This is a genomic window from Amycolatopsis sp. WAC 01376 (genome assembly GCF_003947415.1).
GTDB lineage: Bacteria > Actinomycetota > Actinomycetes > Mycobacteriales > Pseudonocardiaceae > Amycolatopsis.
The window spans coordinates 15,961-35,936 of the sequence record NZ_QHKL01000006.1; the positions used below are offsets into that span (position 1 = coordinate 15,961).

The 19,976-nt window shown below is 69.1% G+C and carries 8 protein-coding genes; 7 read left to right on the top strand and 1 reads right to left on the bottom strand.

Going from position 1 to position 19,976, the window contains the following annotated elements:
* The first annotated feature begins 87 nt into the window (after positions 1-87).
* A complete protein-coding gene (locus DMH03_RS26980; protein ID WP_125787941.1) occupies positions 88-432 on the top strand; it encodes an oxidoreductase in 345 nt (114 codons plus the stop codon).
* 147 nt (positions 433-579) lie between these two features.
* On the opposite strand, the gene DMH03_RS26985 is transcribed toward DMH03_RS26980, so the two are convergent.
* The gene (locus tag DMH03_RS26985; protein ID WP_125794826.1) at positions 580-1,563 is read right to left on the bottom strand and encodes an SMI1/KNR4 family protein; all 984 of its coding nucleotides are present in this window, start codon (positions 1,561-1,563) and stop codon (positions 580-582) included.
* 196 nt (positions 1,564-1,759) lie between these two features.
* On the opposite strand from DMH03_RS26985, the gene DMH03_RS26990 reads away from it, so the two are divergent.
* Genes DMH03_RS26990 through DMH03_RS27015 form a run of 6 tightly spaced genes read left to right on the top strand, consistent with a single transcriptional unit; the run spans position 1,760 to position 19,917 of the window.
* Positions 1,760-4,309 (top strand): M64 family metallopeptidase, encoded by a 2,550-nt coding sequence (locus DMH03_RS26990; protein WP_125794827.1) that lies wholly within the window; start codon positions 1,760-1,762, stop codon positions 4,307-4,309.
* Between the two features lies 1 nt (position 4,310).
* Positions 4,311-9,011 carry a DUF6603 domain-containing protein gene (locus DMH03_RS26995; RefSeq protein ID WP_125794828.1) on the top strand — a complete coding sequence of 1,567 codons (4,701 nt, stop codon included), beginning with the start codon at positions 4,311-4,313 and terminating at the stop codon, positions 9,009-9,011.
* Positions 9,012-9,031: 20 nt separating this feature from the next.
* Positions 9,032-10,186 (top strand): kelch repeat-containing protein, encoded by a 1,155-nt coding sequence (locus DMH03_RS27000; protein ID WP_125794829.1) that lies wholly within the window; start codon positions 9,032-9,034, stop codon positions 10,184-10,186.
* Positions 10,183-13,209: a hypothetical protein gene (locus DMH03_RS27005; protein ID WP_125794830.1), complete on the top strand. Its 3,027-nt coding sequence runs from the start codon at positions 10,183-10,185 to the stop codon at positions 13,207-13,209. Before DMH03_RS27000 ends, DMH03_RS27005 begins: the two co-directional genes overlap by 4 nt.
* Positions 13,190-18,106, top strand: a complete 4,917-nt coding sequence (locus DMH03_RS27010) for a hypothetical protein (RefSeq protein WP_125794831.1) — start codon at positions 13,190-13,192, stop codon at positions 18,104-18,106. Before DMH03_RS27005 ends, DMH03_RS27010 begins: the two co-directional genes overlap by 20 nt.
* Positions 18,103-19,917, top strand: coding sequence for a hypothetical protein (locus tag DMH03_RS27015; protein ID WP_125794832.1), 1,815 nt, complete (start codon positions 18,103-18,105; stop codon positions 19,915-19,917). Before DMH03_RS27010 ends, DMH03_RS27015 begins: the two co-directional genes overlap by 4 nt.
* The last annotated feature ends 59 nt before the right edge of the window (positions 19,918-19,976 follow it).

Genomic DNA, 19,976 nt, shown 5'->3' on the forward strand with positions numbered 1-19,976 from the left:
ACCCACGGGACACGGCCCGCGCGGGTCACCACGGGGAGCACACGCCCGAGTCGGGATAATGGACATCGGACACGAGTGGGAAGTGAGGTGGTCGGAGTGGGTCTGTTCGACTCGCTGCGCCGGCGCTCCAAAGGCGGGCAAAAGCCCGGTACGCTGCGGAAAGCCTCTTCAAACGACTTCAAGCACCTCGAAGAGTGGGCCTCTTCGAGGACCGGTGTCGAGGCCTATGTGGAGCCCAAGACCAACGTCACGGAGACCACCGTCGTCCTCATCGCCCATGACGGCGAGTGGACCAGGCGCCGGATCGAGAGCCTGGACGCGGCGCAGCAGTTCGGCCGCAAACGGTCCATCCCCGTGTACGAGGTCGCCCGGGTCGGCTACCCGAAGCGGATGCGGGAGTACACCGAGCGTAAGAAGCGCGGCGAAGCCTGAGGCCTCGTTCGTGATTGAACGGACGGCACACGTGTCGGGAGGGACGGCACGCGTGATTGGACGGACGACTCGTGGTGGAAACCCGGCCGCGGTCGTGTCGTCCGTCCCGTCACGCGTGTCGTCCGGCTGGTCACGTGACATCGCCACTCACGAGGCCTGTGCCAGCAACAGCAGGTGCCGTTCGAGCAGCGCCCGGAACGTCGGGTGCACGGTCGTGCCCAAAGCCGGGTCGATCTCGACCGTCCGCCACTGCTCCCCGGCGGCGGTGAGCAACACGACCGCCGGGTCCGCGATCACGACGACGCCGCCTTCCGCGCGGAGTTCCGCCGTGCCGAGCAGGCGCGGGAAGACGACGTCGGCGGGCAGGCCGTCGCAGGTCTGGAGGAACTCTCTGTAGTCGGCGGGCAGCCGGAGTCCGAGGCGTGCTTCGGCCGAGTCGATGTTCCTGGCCGAGGCCGCCGGGGGCGCGGTGCCGCCGCCGCGCAGCCGGAGGATGCCCGCGATCATCTCGCGCCACGAACCGGTGTCCGGCGGGTAGCGCTCGTACAGCGCCGCGACCAGCGCCCCGGCGCAGAGCCCCGTCCACTCGCCGAGTCCGAGCGGGTCGGCTCCGGCGGCGAGACGCGGCGCGAGCCGTCGTGTCGCGGCGAGGACGGCGACGTCCGGGCGGCCCTGGCGTGAGGCGATCTCGGCCCAGGCGTCGAGGTCGCCGCGCGAGACGGCCTCACGCAACCGATCCGGCCGCGACGACCCGAGATGCGAGACGGCCTCGCCGATCGGAGAGCCGCCGAACAGACCGTCGAGATCGGACACTCGCCGGGCGAGGTACTCCTCGTGGGCAAGTTCCTCGGCGTCGAGATCGAGCGGAGTCAGCGCGGCCGCCCATTCCGGCCGCGCGCCATACGCCTCGAAGAGCATCGCCCACGCGCGGGCCTGCACGATGCCGGGGACGAGCGCGGTGACGGGACGTTCGGTGAGCGCGTGCCAATGCGTGATCAGCCTGTCGGCTTCCGCCATCGCCCCGGACGCGGCGAACAACAGCGCCGCGTGCGCGATCCGGTCGTCGAGCGTCGCGTCTTCACCGCTCAGCACATCCTTTATCGCACCTTCGAGATACGCGTCCCTGTCCACGGAAACGACCTTGCCACAACGAGGTTCGCCCTGCCCGCCGCCTCATGGGGCAGTTCATCGGGCCATGCGTTGACGGCTGCTCCGTTCGGCGGCCACGCTGATGAACATTCGCATCGAAACGCATTCGCCGGCCCGCACCGCGGTCGCCGGGCGGTTGTCCGCGCGCGGATGACAGTGGGCGACAAAGGGGTGGGGAATGGCCGTCACGACCGCCGGTATGGTCTTTTTTCCGCACGGTGACCTGCATGTCGCGCGCACCGGAACACCGCCGCTCAAGGTTTCCTTCCACGCGCAGGTGTTCGACGACACGAAACCCGACCGCTATCAGCTCTCGGAAGTCACCAAGGATTGCGTGTTCGACTTCTTCGCGCCGCACAAACCGGTCGGCCACCGCTTCGACGGGCTGCCGTCGATCAATCCGGCGACGGGAATCGTCACTCCCGGCGATCCGGGCGTATTCCTGTTCCAGGTCCGCTGGGGAACCGTCTATCTGGTCGGCCGTCTGCAAGTGCACGAGGGGATCACCGCGTGGTGGTTCGGGAACGACTCGATCACGACGGCGCTCGACACCGAATTCGGCCACGCCCAGCCGTCCCTCTACGCGAAATTCACCGGCGACGCCACGGGTGCCGACCGGATCGGCGACATCACCGGGCACGGGTACGTGACCTTGACGCCGGACGATCCGGCGAAGCTCAAGATCACGCCGCAGGGCAGGGTGCAGGGACTGGCCGAGACGGCCGTGCCCACCGGGATCAAGGGGACCTTCCTCGGCGTCACCAATCCTTTGCCGGTCAGGGTGGTCGATTACGGGAAGACGCGCCAGAACCTCGAGCCGGTGCAGACGCCCGACGTGGCCGGTGCCGACGAGATGGTCGACATCCTGTTCATCCCCGAGGGGTTCCAGGACACCGATGAGGACAGGGCGGCCTTCGATCTCATCGTCGCCGGCGTCGTGCGGGATCTGTTCGACAAACCGAGGCATCAGCCGTACGCGATGCTGGAAGCCGGGTTCAACATCTTCAAGGCATACCTGCCTTCGCGTGATCACTACCTCACCTGCGGGTTCAGGGTCACCGACGACGACTTCAACAACGCGAAACCCATTCCCTTCAACGGGAAACTGGGGAGCGAGAAGACCAGCTACACCATGCAGGAGCTCGTCTCGACGGTCGGCCTGCCGATGCACAACGAGAGCCGGTTCGATCTGGTGACGATCTGGCAAGGGCAGAGCCTCAAGGGCTTCGATCCGTCACGCGTGGATCCGAAGCTGATCGCCGAATGGCGGGCGCACGAAGCCGTCGGGATCCTGCACGCGCGTGACTCGGTGTTCGGCATGTACCTGGGACGGCGGATCGGCGACCGGCCGTACGGAACCTCGGAGCCGCCGGTGAAACCGCCTCCGCTGGGTGACACGACCCATGTCGATCTGAGCGCCTTCATCGCGCGGCTGTACGAATTCTACAGCCCGGGCGTGACCAGGCTCCTCACTCCCGACCCTCGACGGCACCCGCCGGAACGGTACGTGCCGGGGCGGGCGAACCCGGGCGCGGCCCTGTCACGGTTCTTCGACGGATCGCAGTACGCCTTCGCGCCGTTCCATCCGATCGGAAAGAACTGGGTGCCCGACCCGGCGAAGTTCACCCGGAGCCGGGGGCTGGTCGCGATGATCTGTTACGACGATCTCGACGGCGGTGCCAATTTCGACGGATCCGCCACCGCGCAGACCATGGACAGCGTGCGCACGGTCGCGTTCACCTACGCCGACGTGGTCGACAAACGGGAGATGCGACGGCGTGACCCGCTGGCCGGGGTCCCGGTCACCGCCGCCGCCGTTCTCGAGATCGCCAACACGGTGGCCCACGAGTTCGGGCACAGTTTCAACCTCGGCGACGAGTACGAGGACTTCGCGGGTGACGGCACCGCGGCCGCCGCGACCAAGGATCTTCCGGCCGACAACCTTTCGGTGCTGGGATTCCTGCGTGACCCGGGTTCACCGGCACCGGGAAGGCTGATCGATCCGGCGAAGGTCAAATGGCTGGATCTGCCCCGGATGGTCCTCTCGGCGAAGATCAAAGTGCCCGCTCGGCCCGCCGGAGGCGCCATCACCGTGATGATCGATCCCCGGTACGCCGGAAAATGGGTCCAGGCACAGAAGGACGGTACCGAGGTCTGGCTGCGCAACTTCTCCATCACCTCCGACGGTGTCCAGTTGCCGCTGGCCAAGGGGCCGGGTGAATTGCTCACCGGGCTCAAGATCGGGACCATCGACGCCGCCGCGGGCAAGATCACCCTGTCCGGAGTCGTTTCTCCCTTGCCGGAGTACCGGACCGGTTCCGTACTCCACGTCCCGTTCAAGAGCCCGGACGGCAGCCTGGTTTCGGTGGTGGACAAGAAGGTCAAGGAATTCCTGTTCCTCACGAAGACGCCGTTGAACCGGGACACCGTCACCGACAAGGTGCGCAAGGAAGACGACGAACCGGTGGACGTCACCGGGTTCGCGCCGCCGTGCAACGCCAGCAAGACCGTCGGCGTATTCGAAGGCGGCGGTGCGTTCTCCGGTGGCCATTATCGTCCAGCCGGATCGTGCAAGATGCGGAATCACTACGGCACGGCGAACCTGTGGACCGAGGTCGGCCAGGACGCCGGTGCCTTCTGCTACGTCTGCAAATGGCTGATCGTCAACCGGGTCGACCCTGGTTACCACGCGATCCTCAGCGCCGCCTTCTATCCAGGGGAGCTGTGAGATGGCCGGGACGGGTCTGTTCGAAAAGGTGCTCGCCGGGGTCGGGCAGGCGACGCTCCCGCTGCACGAAGCGGTGCGTTCACCCGGTGCCTGTGTCGCCCTCCTGCAGAAACTGGGCTGGCGGGTGGACGCCGTCCCGCCCGCCTTGTCGGCGTTGGGTGGGGCACTCGACACGCTGACGGATTCCCTTCGCCGATTGCTCGGGGACGGCGGCCTGAACGTGGGCGGTGGTTCCGCCGGTGGAGTCGAAGTCGAGTTCTCGGTCGACGACGCGGCCCGCGTGCTCAGCGCGCTGCAAGCCCTCATCGACGGGGTCGAAGGCATCGCCGCCGCGCCGGACTCCGCCATTCCGGAAGCCTTGCGAGTGGACGGGTTCCGCGAAAAGTTCCCCCGTCAACTGCTCGACTTCCTGATCGTCACCTACCTCCAGCGACACCATCCGGCCGTCGGTTTCGGGTTGCGCACGCTCGGCGTCATCAAAGGGAAGTACGCGCCGCGGTCTGGGAATCGCCCCTCGTACCTGCAGCTCACGCTCGACCTCACGGACATCCCGCGGCTGCTCGGCGACCCCGGGCAGGTGCTCAAGAAGGCCTTCGGCTGGGGCGGGCCGGATTTCGACTTCGCATCACTGGCCTCCCAGCTCGACAACCTGCTGATGAGCGTCGGCGTCGACGTCGACCTGAAGTCCTTGCCGTCGAAGGGCGCGGCGGCCGTACAGGGGACACCCGAAGATTCGACGGCTCCCGTGGTGAAAGCCGTCCGCGGCACCGTGTTCGAACGATTTCTCACCAAGGACAAGCGTTCGGCGGCCGAAATCAGGCTTGTCGAACTGCCTTCGGTGAACGGTGCGCCGGTGGGTCTGGCGCTGCTGCCGTACTTCACCGGTTCCCTCGGCGCCAACCTGCCCTTGACCGACGACCTCACCCTTCTCATTCGGAGCGACCTCGATTTCGAAGGTGGGATCGCCCTCAGGATCCGTCCCGGCCAAGGGATCGAAACCATCGTCGGCTTCGAGAAAGGCTCACCCGCGGAGATCGACGGCACCATCGAGGTGACCGTCGTGCGCGGGGGGAAGGCGGCCGAGCCCACGCTCCTGATCGGCTCGAAGGACGGCACGAGGCTGCAGTTCCACAAGATCGCCGCGACCGGGGGCGTGCGGATCGCGGACGGTGTCGACGTCTTCGCCGAGTTCGAGATCAAGGGGCTCGAGTTCGTCTTCAAACCGGGCGGGGCCGACGGCTTCATCGCGAAGCTCCTGCCGGGCGACGGATTCACCGTCGGCGGCGACCTTGTCGTCGGGATCTCGCACGCGCACGGGTTCTACTTCCGGGGTTCGGCGAATCTCGAGGCGAACTTCGCGGCGCACCTCAAGCTGGGTCCGCTCGAGATCCAGGGGTTCACGATCTCCGCGTCGCCGTCGGGGGACGGGATCCCGATCGGTCTCGGGACGACGTTCAAGGCCGAACTCGGCCCGATCACGGCGGTGGTGGAGCAGATCGGGCTCACCGCCGACCTCGCCTTCAAACCCGGCAACGACGGCAACCTCGGGCCGGTCGACCTGTCGCTCGGGTTCAAACCGCCCAAGGGGGTCGGGCTGTCGGTCGACGCCGGCATCGTGTCCGGCGGCGGATACCTCTACTTCGACCCGGATCGCGGGGAGTACGCGGGCGCGCTGGAGCTGGAGTTCGCCGGACTGGTCGAGCTCAAGGCCATCGGGCTGATCACCACGCGGATGCCGGACGGTTCCGAGGGATTCTCGCTGCTGATCGTGATCGCCACCGAGTTCGGGGGCGGCGGGATCCAGCTCGGGTTCGGGTTCACGCTGCTCGGCGTCGGTGGGGTGCTCGGGCTGAACCGCCGGATGGACTTCGCCGCGCTGCTCGACGGCGTGGTCAACGGCGGCATCGAATCGGTGATGTTCCCCAAGGACGTCATCGCGAACGCGCCGCGGATCATCAGCGACCTCAGGCGGTTCTTCCCGCCGGAGGAGGGCCGGTTCCTGATCGGCCCGATGGCGAAGATCGGCTGGGGGACACCGGCGCTGGTCACCGTCTCGCTCGGGGTGATCGTGGAGATCCCGCCGGGTAACGTCGCGATCCTCGGGGTGCTGAAATGCGTGCTGCCCAGTGAAGACGTCGCCCTGCTGAAACTGCAGGTCAACTTCATCGGCGCACTCCAGGTCGACAAGTCGAGACTGTGGTTCTATGCCCAGCTCTTCGACTCGCGCATCTTGTGGATGACCATCGAGGGCGGGATGGGCCTGCTCGTCGACTGGAGCGACAACCCGGACTTCGTGCTCAGCGTCGGCGGTTTCCACCCGTCGTTCAAGCCACCGCCGCTGCCGTTCCCGGTGCCGCCGAGGCTGTCCATCGACATCCTGAACTCGCCGGGACGGCTGATCCGCGTCTCCGGCTATTTCGCGGTCACCAGCAACACCGCCCAGTTCGGCGCCAAGGCCGAACTCCGCCTGGGTTTCGGCGGGTTCGGCATCGAGGGGCATCTCGCCTTCGACGCGCTGTTCCGGTTCTCGCCGTTCTCGTTCATCATCCAGATCTCCGCGGGTGTCTCGCTGAAGGCGTTCGGGGTCGGTGTGTTCGGCATCGATCTCGACTTCCAGCTGGAAGGGCCGACGCCGTGGCGTGCACACGGCCGCGGGTCGATCTCGTTGCTGTTCTTCGAGATCTCGGCGGACTTCGACATCACCTGGGGCGAGGAACGCGACACGGCGCTGCCGCCGGTGGCGGTGCTCGGGCTGCTGGAGAACGAGGTCCGCAAGACCGAGGGCTGGCGGACCCGGCTGCCCGCCGGCGGGTTCAACCCACTGGTGACCCTGCGGCAGCTGCCGGGGACCGGAGATCCGGTACTGCACCCGCTGGGCTCGCTGTTCATCCATCAGCGCGCGATCCCGCTCGACGTCCGGATCGATCGCGTCGGCGCGCAGCGGCCCAGTGACGGCAAACGGTTCGGTGTCGTCCCGATTCCCGGCAGCGGGATGGAACGGGCGTCGATCACCGGTGACAAGTTCGCCATGGGGCAGTTCCAGGATTCCGACGACGCGGCGAAGCTTTCCCGCGCCGCCTACGAGGATCAGAACGCCGGACTGGAGCTGGTCGCGGAAAAGGGCGCCATCGCCTCGCCGAGGGCGGTACGCCGCAGCGCCAGGTACGAACTGTACATAGTGGACAATGAGCGGCCGGAAGCGGTGACCACGCTGGGGATGCGCCGTCGCCGGGTCCGGATGGCGGTCAAGGCGCCCGCCGCGCCGAAGCTGTACAGCCCGCCGCCCGCGGTGTTCCGGACGCTGCTCGACGGCAGCAGCACCGCGCGTTCGCCGTTGTCCCAGCACGAAACGCGGTTGCGTCAGCCGTTCACCCCGGACGAGACGGTGCTCGTCACCGGTGATCGTTTCGTCGTCGCGTACCGCCGTAACAACCTGCAGGCGTTCCCGCCGTCGAAGGCCGGGTCGACGCTGGCGAACTTCCGGAGCGAGGCGAGCGCGGCCGACGCGATGGCGGACTGGATCGTCGCCGACGCGAGCCTCGCCGGGCAGCTGCACGTCCTGCGCCGCACCGAGGCCGGAGGCGCGGGCGTGACCGAGCCGGGCACGTGGTCGTCCGCGGGTGAGCCGCCGTCTTCGGCTTCCGGGGCCGACGCGGTTCGCCTCGTCGCGGGCAAGGTGCTCGTCGTCGCCGGCGCGGGCGCGTCCGGGAAACCGGTGACCACCACGGCGTTGTTCGACCCGGTCTCGGTGAGCTGGGAAGCCGGGGTCTCGCAGTTGAAGTCGGCCAGGGTGCGGCACGGCACCGCGCGATTCGCCGACGGAAGGGTCGTGGCGGCGGGCGGACAAGGCGCGGACGGCACACCGCTGGCGTCGGCCGAGGTGTTCGACCCGGCCACCAAGGCCTGGGCGGACGCGGGGAACCTGACCACCGCCCGGTCCGGCCACACCGCGACGCCGGTCGGCGCCCAGGTGCTCGTCACCGGGGGCGTATCGGCGCGGGGCGCGGCGCTGGCCTCCGCCGAGCTGCTGGACCCCCGGACCCTCCAGTGGACGCCGATCCTGCCGATGACCGACGCCCGCACCGGCCATCAGGCCGTCCTGCTCACCGACGAGAAGACCAAGAAGGTGACGGGCGTGCTCGTCGTCGGTGGCGCGGTGCCGACGGGACAGGGCGAGCGGGCATTGGCCACCTGCGAGATCTACGACCTCGCCACCAAGGAATGGCTCCCGACCGGCGGCCTCGCCGTTCCCCGCAAGGGACACCAGGCGACCGTGTTGCCGGACGGGCGCGTGCTCGTCACCGGCGGCGACGCCGTCGGAGGGCTCCCGTACCGGCCGGAAAGCGTTGCCACGGCGGAGATCTACTGCCCGGCCGACCGAACCTGGGCCAGGGTCGCCGAGCTGCCCGGCGGCGGCCGGAGCGGGCACCGCTGCGTCGTCACACCGATCGGCGCGGTCGTGATCGGGGGCGTCGGCCGTCCCGGCGCGACCGCGGGCTACCGGGCCACGGTGGCCTTCGATCCCGGCTCCGGCACCTGGCGGGCGACCGGCGCACCCGCCGACGGCCGCCGGGACTTCGCGGCCGTCGACCTGGCCGATGGCCGCGTGTTCGTCGCGGGCGGCCTGACCCGCACCGGGGCCTCCGCGCCGGGGCCGGATCCCGCCGAACTCTCCGCGACCGCCGAGATCTACCTGTCATGACCAGCGAAGGGACCGCTTCCATGACCAGTCCGACGCTCGCGGCCGAACCGACCGCGCCCGAATATCTCGCGGCCGTGACCTGGGCGGGTCAGCATGACGGCCCGATTCTTCTCGAAGGCGGAAAGAAAGCGCTCTTCGCCGGAGGCTCGGACGCGCTGTCGGCAGGGGTCAAACAAAGCGCCGTCTTCGACTTCGACACCACCAAGTGGTCGGATCCCCTCACCCTCGGCACCGCGCGGCAACTGCACGCGCTGACCCCGTTGCCCGGCGGGAAGGCGCTCGCCACGGGTGGGATCAGCGCCGAGGGCGGTCCCGCGCTCGCGACGGCCGAGCTGTTCGACCCGGAGACGGGCAAATGGACGCCGGTCGCGACCCCGATGAAAACGGCGCGCTGGGGACACAGCGCGGTACTCGTCGGCGGGAAGGTACTGGTGGCCGGGGGCAGCACGCTCCGGCCCGACGGGAAGGCCGTGGCGCTGCGCTCGGCCGAACTGTTCGACCCGGCGGGCACGGGATCCTGGGCGACGGCGGGGGAGATGACCGACGCGCGCACGGGGCACATCGCGGTGGTCCTCGGCAAGAAAGTCCTGGTGTGCGGCGGAAGTGTGCCGGTCGGCACGGCGGAAGACCCGGCGCTGGCCTTCTGCGAGCTCTACGACTCCGAAGCCGCGCCGGGCACTTCGCCATGGTCGCCCGCGGCGACCATGCGCCATCCCCGTAGCGGCCATACGGCGACGGCGTTGTCCGCCACCTCCGTGCTGGTCACCGGTGGCAAGGCGCCGGGAGTGACCGGAGACGGCGCGTTCGACCCGTTCGCGCGTGCTACCGCCGAAGTGTTCGATCTGATCGGCGCGGGGGGTTCGTGGAAGGACGCCAAACCCCTGCCGGGTGGCCGGGCCTTCCATAGGGCCGTCGCGGTCGACGGGGGAGCCGTCGTCGTCATCGGGGGCGCCGACGACCTCGCGAACGAGGCCGGATACCGCAGTGCCCTGCGCTACGCGGCGGGTGAGTGGAAACCGTTGCCAGGGCTGGTCGAAGGACGGTGGGGCTTCGCCGCCGTCGCCGCCGGGAACACCGTCCTCGTCGTCGGCGGCGTCGCGCGGTCCGGGCAGGCGGCGGCCGGGCAGAAGACCGAGCTGACGAAGAGTTCCGAGAAGTTCGGAGGCGGTTCGTGAGCGCGAACGCCTACTCCTTCCTACCGTGGTTGCGGACCGGGCTGACCACCCGGATCTCGGGTGACACCGTCGGGCCGCGCGCGACCATCCCGATCGGACTGAGACTGACCGGCGACGCGATCGAGGACGGAAAGCCCGCGCTGGTCAGCGAATTCACCCAGCCGCTGCAGCTCTACGGCCCGGGCGACGTCGTCGGCGTCGATCCGCGGGCCGTTTCCCGTACCGAGCCGAGGCCGGGCATCACCAATTTCGAGCCGAACTTCCTGGCCCACATCGAGTTCTACGACGAAGACTTCCCCTGGCGGTACAGCCCCGCGAAACCGGTCGACACGACGAAACGGCTGGCACCGTGGCTCGCGCTGGTCGTGCTGTCCGAGAACCCGGCCGAATTCGAGGACGGCCTCGTCCCGGACAAGCCGTTGCCGTTCATCACCGTGAAGAACCCGCAGGCGCTCCAACCACCGGGCGAACTCGGCGCGTGGGCGCACGTCCACGTCAACGGGGAACTCGACGGCAGGATCGCCGTCGAAGGCGAGGACATGGCGCGGACGCTGGGAAACCTGGCCCGGGTACTGCGCGAGGCACCGGACAGCGCCTGCTCGCGGGTGCTCTGCCCGCGGCATCTGAAGCCCAGCACGACTTACCACGCCTTCCTGGTGCCCGCGCTGGAAGCGGGCAGGCTCGCCGGGCTCGGCGAACCCGTCCCCGTCGACCTTTCCGCGACGAAACCGAGCTGGGGTACCGGATCCGGCGACGTCGTGCTGCCGTACTACCACCGCTGGTCCTTCACGACGAGCACCGTCGGAGACTTCGAGTTCCTCGTGCGGCTGCTGAAGCCCTACGAGGCCGACGACCCGGTCGGCAGGCGTGACCTCGACGCGCACCGCAAGATCTACGACCTTCCCGAGCTCACCACATCGACCAAGCCGAGCGGGGTGCTGAAACTCGGTGGAGCACTCCAGCTCCCCAAGACCGACGGCCATCCCGACGACTACGAGAACTGGGACGGCTACCACACCGAACAGGCCTCGCCGTACCCGAACCAGTGGCAGCGGGCGATGGCCGGGTTCATCGATCTGGCCGACGCGTACCGGAAGAAACCGCCGCAGGAGGCGAACTCGGAAGCCGCTGATGCCGGGGTCTCCGCGGTGGAGAACGAGCCCGATCCGGTGATCACCCCGCCGTTGTACGGCTGCTGGCCCGCGCTGACCCAGACCCTGCTGACCGAGAACGGGCGGCCGGTGGAGGCCGAGCGGCTGCGCAACTGGGTGCACCGGCTCAATCTCGACCCGCGCCACCGCGTCGCCGCCCAGTTCGGCACGAAGGTCGTCCAAGCCAGGCAAGAGGAGTTCATGGCGGCCGCGTGGAACCAGCTCGGCGACATCCAGCGGGCGAACGCGCTCATCCGGGCCGCGCAGCTGGGTCGTCAGATCGGGAACGCGTTGCACGGCAAGCATGTCGAGCCGTACGCCAACAGCACGGCGGCACTTGACGACGGTCCCGTGCCGGCGAAGGCGCTGACGCTGACGGCACCGGCGCACGGGCGGGTGCTCGAACGAGCCACGACCGCGTTCGCCAGGGCCGCGGCCGAGGACGCCGAGCCGGAGCTGTTCGCCGTCGGGTACAAAGTGGACAGAAGCAGAGTCACCGCCGCGCCGATGTCCGCGCCGATGCGCCGGATCACCCGGCCGGGTTCGAGGCTGCGCAAACGGTTGCTGACCGACGGGAACCGGTTCGACCTGCTGGTGGACCGGATCGACCGCAAGGAGGTCTTCGCCGCGCGGCCCAAGGTCGCGCCGCCGGTCACCACCGCTTCGTTCGGCATGGCCCGGCGCGTGGCCGCCGAACCCGTCGACGAAGCGCTCGGCGTGATCGAGACGATCGACGACATGCTCGACGGTCTGCGTGCGGAGAAGACCGTGCTGGAGAACCTGGTGGCGTCGATGAACCTGCCGGAGCGGCTGAGGCTCGCCATCGGCGCGGACACCGGCAAGGACCTGGTCGAGATCCTCGCCTACCCGGTGTTCGACATGCCGATGTACGAGGAACTGCTGAAGTTCTCCGTCGAGACCTTCGTGCCAAACATCGGGCTGCTGCCGGAGAACTCGATCACCCTGCTGGAGAACAACCGCCAGTTCATCGAGTCCTACCTGATCGGGCTCAACCACGAAATGGCGCGCGAAATGCTCTGGCGCGAGTTCCCGACCGACCAGCGCGGGACACCGTTCCGGCAGTTCTGGGACCCGCGGCCGGTGGTGCTGCAGCCAGGTGAGTCACGGGAGGCATGGCGGGAAAGGCTCTACGACATCCCGCCGCTGCATCGCTGGGGCAAGACCGCGAAGCTCGGCGAGAACAACCACCGCCGTCTGCCGCCGAAGCCGGGTGAGAAGCAGGAGAAGGACCTCGTCCTGGTGATCCGCGGCGAGCTGCTCAAGAAGTACCCGAACGTCTCGATCTACGCGCACAAGGCCGTCTGGCCGCTGAAGCCGGACGGCACTCCGGACATGTCCGGCGAGCGCACCATCGCACCCGTCCCGGCGAATGTCCCGCTGAGCGACGACCTGGTACGCCTTCCGGTCTACGAAGCCAAAGTCTCCCCGGATCTCTACCTGCTCGGCTTCCCGCTGAGCGAGAAAGACGCCCGTTCCGGCGGGCCGGACGGGCTCGGCTGGTTCTTCGTGCTCAAGGAACGGCCCGGCGACCCGCGATTCGGCCTGGACGAACCACCGCCCGGCGAACTGCCCGAAATCGAGGTCTGGAACGACGCCACCTGGGGACACCTCGATCCGGGGACCCCCGGCAGCGGCTTCGTGCGGTTCGATCGCGGGGTCGTGGTCCACCTCGACGAGCTCCTCGAAACAGAGGACCAGGAAAAGATCCGGCAGCGAGAGGACGACGAGTTCATCACCGAGTGGGCGCCCGGCGTCAGTGCCGCCGACGTCGCCTACATCCTTTTCCAGGCACCGGTCCTGGTGGCCGTGCACGCACAGGAGATGTTGCGGGATGCCCGACCTCAAGCTTGATTTCCCGGTGCTGCTCGGACCGGTGCGGGTCGAAACCCGGTACGTGGGGCGAGAACTGCTCGTGCGGGTGTTCCCCGACGAGTGGTCCGTGGACAAGTTCGAGCCCAAACCGACCCGCGCCGAACTGGCCGCGCTGGACGCGTACCGGACCACCCTCTGGGCTTCCGGCGGCGCCCCGGCCGGCGAGCAGGCGGCGTGGCGGCACTTCGTCGCGCGTGTGCCGGCCGGACGGGCGGCCTGGCTGGCGCGGACCTACGAACCCGCCAATCCGGCCGACCGGCCGACCGGGGTCCCCCTCGACACGGCGGTGCTCGTGGTCGTCACGCCGCGGCCTGTCGTGGCGGAAGACCGCCCGCCGACGGTGACGTACTGGACCGCTGTCTGGAGTGCGCACGGCGACCAGGAGAAGGTCCGGGACGCCGACATCGCGCTGATCGCCGCCGTCGGGTCCGCGCGGGCGAAAGCGATCCGCGACCGTCGTCCGTCCGGTATGGACAGTGCGCCGTCGGCGACGGGCAACAAGGTGGTGGTGTCGTTCCTGGAACTCACCCCGCTGCCACCGGGCGAGATCGCGGAGGAGTCCTGGACCGTGGCCGCGACGGCGAAACTGCTGCCGGACAAGTTCACCGCGTACGGCTACGTCGGCGGCACCCGCGTGTTCGTCGAGAGCGGCGGGCCGGTGAAACCCGAACTCGCGGTCAGCCCCGATCCGGGAACCGACAAGGACAAGCAGCTCAAGGTCACCGAGGAGACCGGCACGCTGCGGATCCCGGACGCGCTGGCCTGGCTGACCGACTTCAAGGCGGCGGAAGACGTCGGGATGGGTATCCGGATCGGCCTGGAAACGTCCTTCGAACAAGGCCTCGACAGGCTCGTCGTGCTCGGCCTCCGTGAGCAGGCGACCCCGGAGAAGTCGGCGTCGGACTGGGGTGGGCTGCTCGCCGACCAGATCCGCACACCAGCCGGGTTCGCCTTCCTCCCGCAGGGCACGCCGACGAACAACTCCGAACAATCGTCGGCGGGTCAGGATCCGAAGACCGAGGCCGAATCCGCGCTCGCCACGGCGTCCGGGTTCGCGGCGGCCGCCGAGGACTGGACCACCAAGACCGACGGCGAGTGGTTCGCCGAACTGCTCGGCATCGACCCGGCGGTACTGGCCGGAGTGCCGAACGCCGAGGGCGCCGACCGCCGTGACGCCCGGGCGGCGCACACCGCGCTGTGGCCCGCCACCTGGGGTCACTACCTCACGGCGCTGCTCAACGGCGTGCTCACCGAGGAACAGCTCGCGCAGACACGGAAGTTCTTCCTGGAACACGTTTCCGCACGCGGCCCGCTGCCCGTGGTGAAGATCGGCAGGCAGCCGTACGGAATCCTGCCCACGACGGTGTTCACCAAACTCGCCTTTCCCGCCACCGCCCCGCATCGTGCCGCGCTGAACGAGGTGCTGAAGCAGGTGTCGGCGCACTGGGAGGCCGCGCTAGGACGGGTCCAGTACCTCGACTCGCCCGGCGGCGACCCGCACCAGAAGCTCCTCGACATCCTCGCGCTGCACCCGACGTCGGCCGAGTACCACAGCCGCGACACCCAGAGCTTCGAAGATCCGCGATGGGTCGCCGAACTGACCACGACGCTGGCCCGGTTCGGGCATCACGAAGGTGACCCCGACCTCCTGAAGCAGGTGTTCGAGGAGGAAGCGGAGCTCCTTGGGCTCCCGGTCGTCGACGACCGGCCACTGTCCGAAGTGGACAAAATCCGGGCGTACGCGCCTGAAGGAAACTACCTGGACTGGCTGGCCCACTACGGCGGAACCGACCTCGAGACGGTGCGTGACCAGGAGGGCTTCACCGACAACGTCCTGCCGGCCGCGTTGCTGTACCTGCTCGCGCGGCACGCCGTGCTCCTGGGCGACGCCGCCGACCGGGCCGAGCAACTCGCCGCCGTCGACCTGCTCGCGGACCTGCCGACAGCCAGACTGGAACGGGTTTTCGCCGAGCACCTCGACTGCGCCACCTACCGGCTCGACGCCTGGCGACTCGGGCTGGTCAACGAGCGGCTGGCGGAGTTGCGCCGCGACCCCGCCGGTGGCGCGCCGAAACGAGGCCTGCACCTCGGGGCGTACGGCTGGCTGGAGAACATCACGCGCGGCCCGGCTCCGGCCACGAAGCCGCTTCCCCCTGGCCTGCCCGCGATCTTCGGCACGGAACCGTTGCCCTACGACGAGAACAACGGCGGCTACGTCCATGCGCCGTCGCCCGCCCACGCCCGGACGGCGGCGGTGCTGCGGGCGGGTTTTCTCGCCAACGGCAAGCAGCGCGTGGACAGTACGTTCGCGGTGAACCTGAGCTCGGACCGGGTCCGCGTCGCGGTGTCGCTGCTGGACGGAATGCGGCAAGGCCAGTCGCCCGGCGCGTTGCTGGGGTACCGCTTCGAGCGCGGGCTGCACGACCGGCGGATCGGGCTCGACAAGATCATCGCGGGGCTTCGGCTGAACTTCCCGTTGATGGCGAACAAGATCACCGAAACGGCTCCGCCGCCGGAGGGGCCGGAAGCGCCGACGAGCATCGAACAGGTCGACGCGGGCAACGTCGTCGACGGTCTCGCCCTGATCCGCCACCTGGAGACCCTGACGAAGGACGAACGGGTCTACCCGTACAAGATCAAAGGCCTGCCCGAGGTCGTCGACCCCGGCGAACTCGCGGACATCGGCATCGAGGTCGACGCCCTGATGAACGCGCACGACGCGCTGGCGGACCTCGTCGTCGCCGAGGGCGCGCACCAGGTGCTGCAAGGCAACACCGAACGCGCGGCCGCCACGCTGGATTCCTACGCGAAGGGCGGTGTCCTGCCCGAGCCCGCGGTGGTCGAAACGCCGCGCAGCGGGACCACGCTCACCCACCGGCTCGGGGTGCAGTTCACCCCCGGCCTCGGTCCCGACCACGGCGCGCCGCTGCTGGGGCGGAACAACCCGCGGGCCAGGGCGGAACCGGCGGTCAACCAATGGCTCGGCGACGTGCTGCCGTCGCCGTCCGAAGTGGCCGCGCTGGTCACCTGGAAGGATCCCGCCCGCCCGGACGAGGCCGAGCCGGAGAGCCGCGTGGTGACCCAGGCCGAGGCCGGATTGCAGCGGCTCGACCTGCTGTGGGCGGTTCCCCCGGCGGAGAAAGCGGAGGCGACCGACCTCGACGACCGGATCCTCGGCGTGGTCATCGAGAAGTCCCGGCCGCGGCCGGACGCGAAACTCGAAATCCACTACACGCGAAGGGTTCCCCGCAAGGTCAGCTTCTTCGAGCTGTCCCCGCTCATCGGCGCCCTGCGGTCGCTGCTGACGACGGCCAGGCCGCTGCGGCCGACCGACCTCGTCCCCGCGGCCGGTACCGCGAAGGTCGAGAGCATCGCGGACGAGGCCGTGTCGCTGAGCCGGGAACGCCAGGTCGCGGTGCTGGAGTCCCTGACGGACCTCGGCGCCGACGTCACCGAATTCCTGACCGACCTCGGCGCGCACTATCCGGATGGCGGTGAAATCCTCGACCAGATCGACGACTTCCTAGCCAGATACGCGAAACTGGCCAAGGCCGCGGGCGACTTCGGTGTCGTGGTCAGCGGCTGGGGTGAGCTTTCGCTGTGGCGTGGTGGTGTCTTCGCCGCCGTTCTCGACGCGGTCGCCGAGGTGGCGGCCAGGATGGGCCGCGCGCTCACGGCCGCGAACCTCCTCCTCGACCAGTACGAAGCCCTGCCTTCGTCCACATCGGACGGTGAACGGTTCAGGATCCTCGAACAGGCGGAGCGGTTGTTCGTGACCAAGCCGGAGCCGCGTGAGCCGACGCCGTTCCGGATGCGGGTGCGGGTGCGTGCGGCGCGGACGAGGTTCGAGATCCGTCTCGACCGCTTGGCCGAGCTCAAGGAGACGTCGGAACCGACCCTGAGCGGACTGCTCGCCGCCGTGGCGCGGCAGCTGCCGCTCACCGACATCGACCCGGCAGGCCTTTCGCTGAAGCCGTTCGAAGACCAGGTCGTGGCCTACGGCCGGGAACTGCTGGCACGAGCGGGAAAGCTCGAGACCGAGCTCATCGGCGAGGGTGGCCGGAAGCAGGTCGCCGAGAAGCTGCTGGTGGTCCGCGACAAGGCCGTGACCGGGCCGGACCGGGTGCGGGCCGGCATCGACGTCCTCAAGGCGTTGCTCGGCGAGGACGTCCTGGTCGTCCCCGAATTCACGCCGTCCGAAGAGGTTCTCGACCGCTGGCGTGACGCGCGCGCCGACAGCCGGGAGCTGGTCGCTCACCTGAAGCCCGACGACATCGACGACCCGAACGGCCGCGACTTCCCGGTGGACGACTGGCTGCACGGAATGGCGCGGGTCCGCGAAAAGCCGCGGCTGTGGGAGAAAACGGTGCAGCTGGCAGGCGCGTTGCTCGCCCCGGGCGGGCTGCTCGGCACCGAGATCCTCGGCTGGGAGGAACCGGTACTCACCCCGGTCCAGCTCCCGTACGTCGAGGACGACCACTGGCTGGCCATGGAATTCTTCGACCCCGCCAAGGTGGACGAGCAACTCGACCAGGACAGGCTGCTGTACACCGCGCACTACAAGGCTTCGCTGGGCAACGACAGCCAATGCGGGCTCCTGCTCGACGAATGGACCGAAGTGATCCCCGCCGTCCGCGAGACCACCGGGATCGCGCTGCACTACGACGGCCCGGATTCCGAACCGCCGCAGACCATGCTGCTCGTCGTCCCGCCGGTACCGGAGCCGGGCGGGAACTGGACCCCGGAACTGCTCCTCGAGGCGATCACCGAAACCTTCGGCCTGGCGAAGATCCGCGCGGTCGAACCGGATCACCTTGCGGACACCGAACTGGGGCAGCTGCTCCCAGCCGTCGCGCACCGGAAGGCCACGTCATGACCGAACCGTCGTCGTTCACCAGGCTGGAGGGCAGGCCCCGCACCGTCGGCTTCGACCGGGCGTTGCGCGCGGAGGTCCGGGATCCGTTGTGGATGCTCACGCGGCAGTGGCAGCTCGGCGAGTTCCGCGGCGCGAACGCGGGGAGCCCGGTCACCGTGACCTACGCCGTCTCGCCGTCACGTCCCACGCGGTTCCGGTCGCCGCAGGGGCAACCACAGGACCTGACCGGCGACCGTCCACTTGAGACAGTCGCGGAGCGGCGACGGCTGCCACTCGCGTACGGCACCCCCGGGAGCGAGAAGGTCGCGTTCGATCTGCGGCTCGCGATCGGCCGCCACTGGCTGAAGCTGCTGGACTCCGCCGGGGGCCTGCTCGGCCAGGTGCTGGGGTTCAAGAAGTTCTACGTCGAGCGGTATCCCATCGCGCTGCCCGATGCCGCGCGGGCCGACGACGTCGCGAAGCTGGCGCATCCCGAAGTCTGGGCCACCATGCAGGCGATCTCCGGGCGCCGGATGGACGGCTACCTGTTCTACCAGCACCTCAAAGCCGGACGGGACGCCGACGAAGGGCTCGGTCTCGGCGCGATCCTGCACCGCCAGACGCTGCGGAAACTCGGAAAGCGCCTGGTGACCTGGTACGAGAAGCTGATCGACCAGCCGTCGGCGGCCGACGCGACCTGGGATCCGGGCAGGCTCGAGCACCGGTTCTCGGTGGCCGCTTCGACACCGGGCGGGGAGAAGAAGCTGGCCGCCCCCGAATATCCCGGCGGAACCCTGGAGTGGCACGCCTTCTCGGTCGACCCGAAGAATCCGCTCGGCGGGACGAAGCCGCCGGAGCCGACGCTCACGCGGACGGTGTTCCCCGCCCCGGTCCGCTATTCCGGGATGCCGTTGCCGCGCTGGTGGGCGCAGGAGGACGGGAAGACCAACTTCGCCGCCGTCCGCCCGGACAGCACCGACCTGGCGCGGCTGGTCTTCCTCGAATTCGCCCTGGTGTTCTCCAACGACTGGTACCAAGTGCCGTGCGACCTCCCGGCGGGCACGTTGTCCAGGATCCAGGGACTGTTCGTCACCGACGTGTTCGGGGAGAAGCAGTGGATCACCCCGGCGGGCGACGGGCGCGACGAAGAGTGGAAGCGCTGGTCGATGTTCACCCTGGACACTCTCGGCCCCGAGGACGTCCGGGCGGACACCGATCTCTTCCTCCCGCCGAGCGTGCCGAAGGTGACCGAAGGGCCCGCGCTGGAAGAGGTCCTGCTGATCCGCGACGAGAACGCGAACCTCGTCTGGGGCATCGAACAGACCGTGAGCACGCCCGCCGGCGAACCGCGCAGGGGAAGCGAGGCGGCCGCGGAGGTCACCACGTTCCGGCAGCGGCTGCACGACGCCGCCCCCGCCGCGGCCGCCGAAGACCCGCCGCGCGCGCCGAACTCGTACGTCGCGATGAACTCCGTGCCGGGGCACTGGATCCCGTTCATCGCGGTGCACGAACCGGGAGACAACCGCGAGGTCCGGTTGCAGCGGGCGGCCATGCCGAGCGTCGTCGACGCGACACCCGTGCGGCCGCGCACGAGCCTGCTCCGGGTGGGACTCGACGAACTCCCGGCCGGTGGGAAACCGCAGTACTTCGTCCACGAGGAGGAGGTGACCCGCGCGGGCACGCGAGTCACCCTGGCCTACAACCGGACACGCTGGCACGACGGGCGCGCCGTCGTCTGGCTCAGCGCGCGGCGAGGTGTCGGCCGGGGAGAGGGCTCCAGCGGGCTGGCGTTCGACCTGGTGGTGGACACGCCGGTTCCGCCCGCACCGTGAGCCGGTCAGCCCTGTCCCGAGTGTCATGAAAGGGTCGTTCAGGACAAAAAATGTCCTGA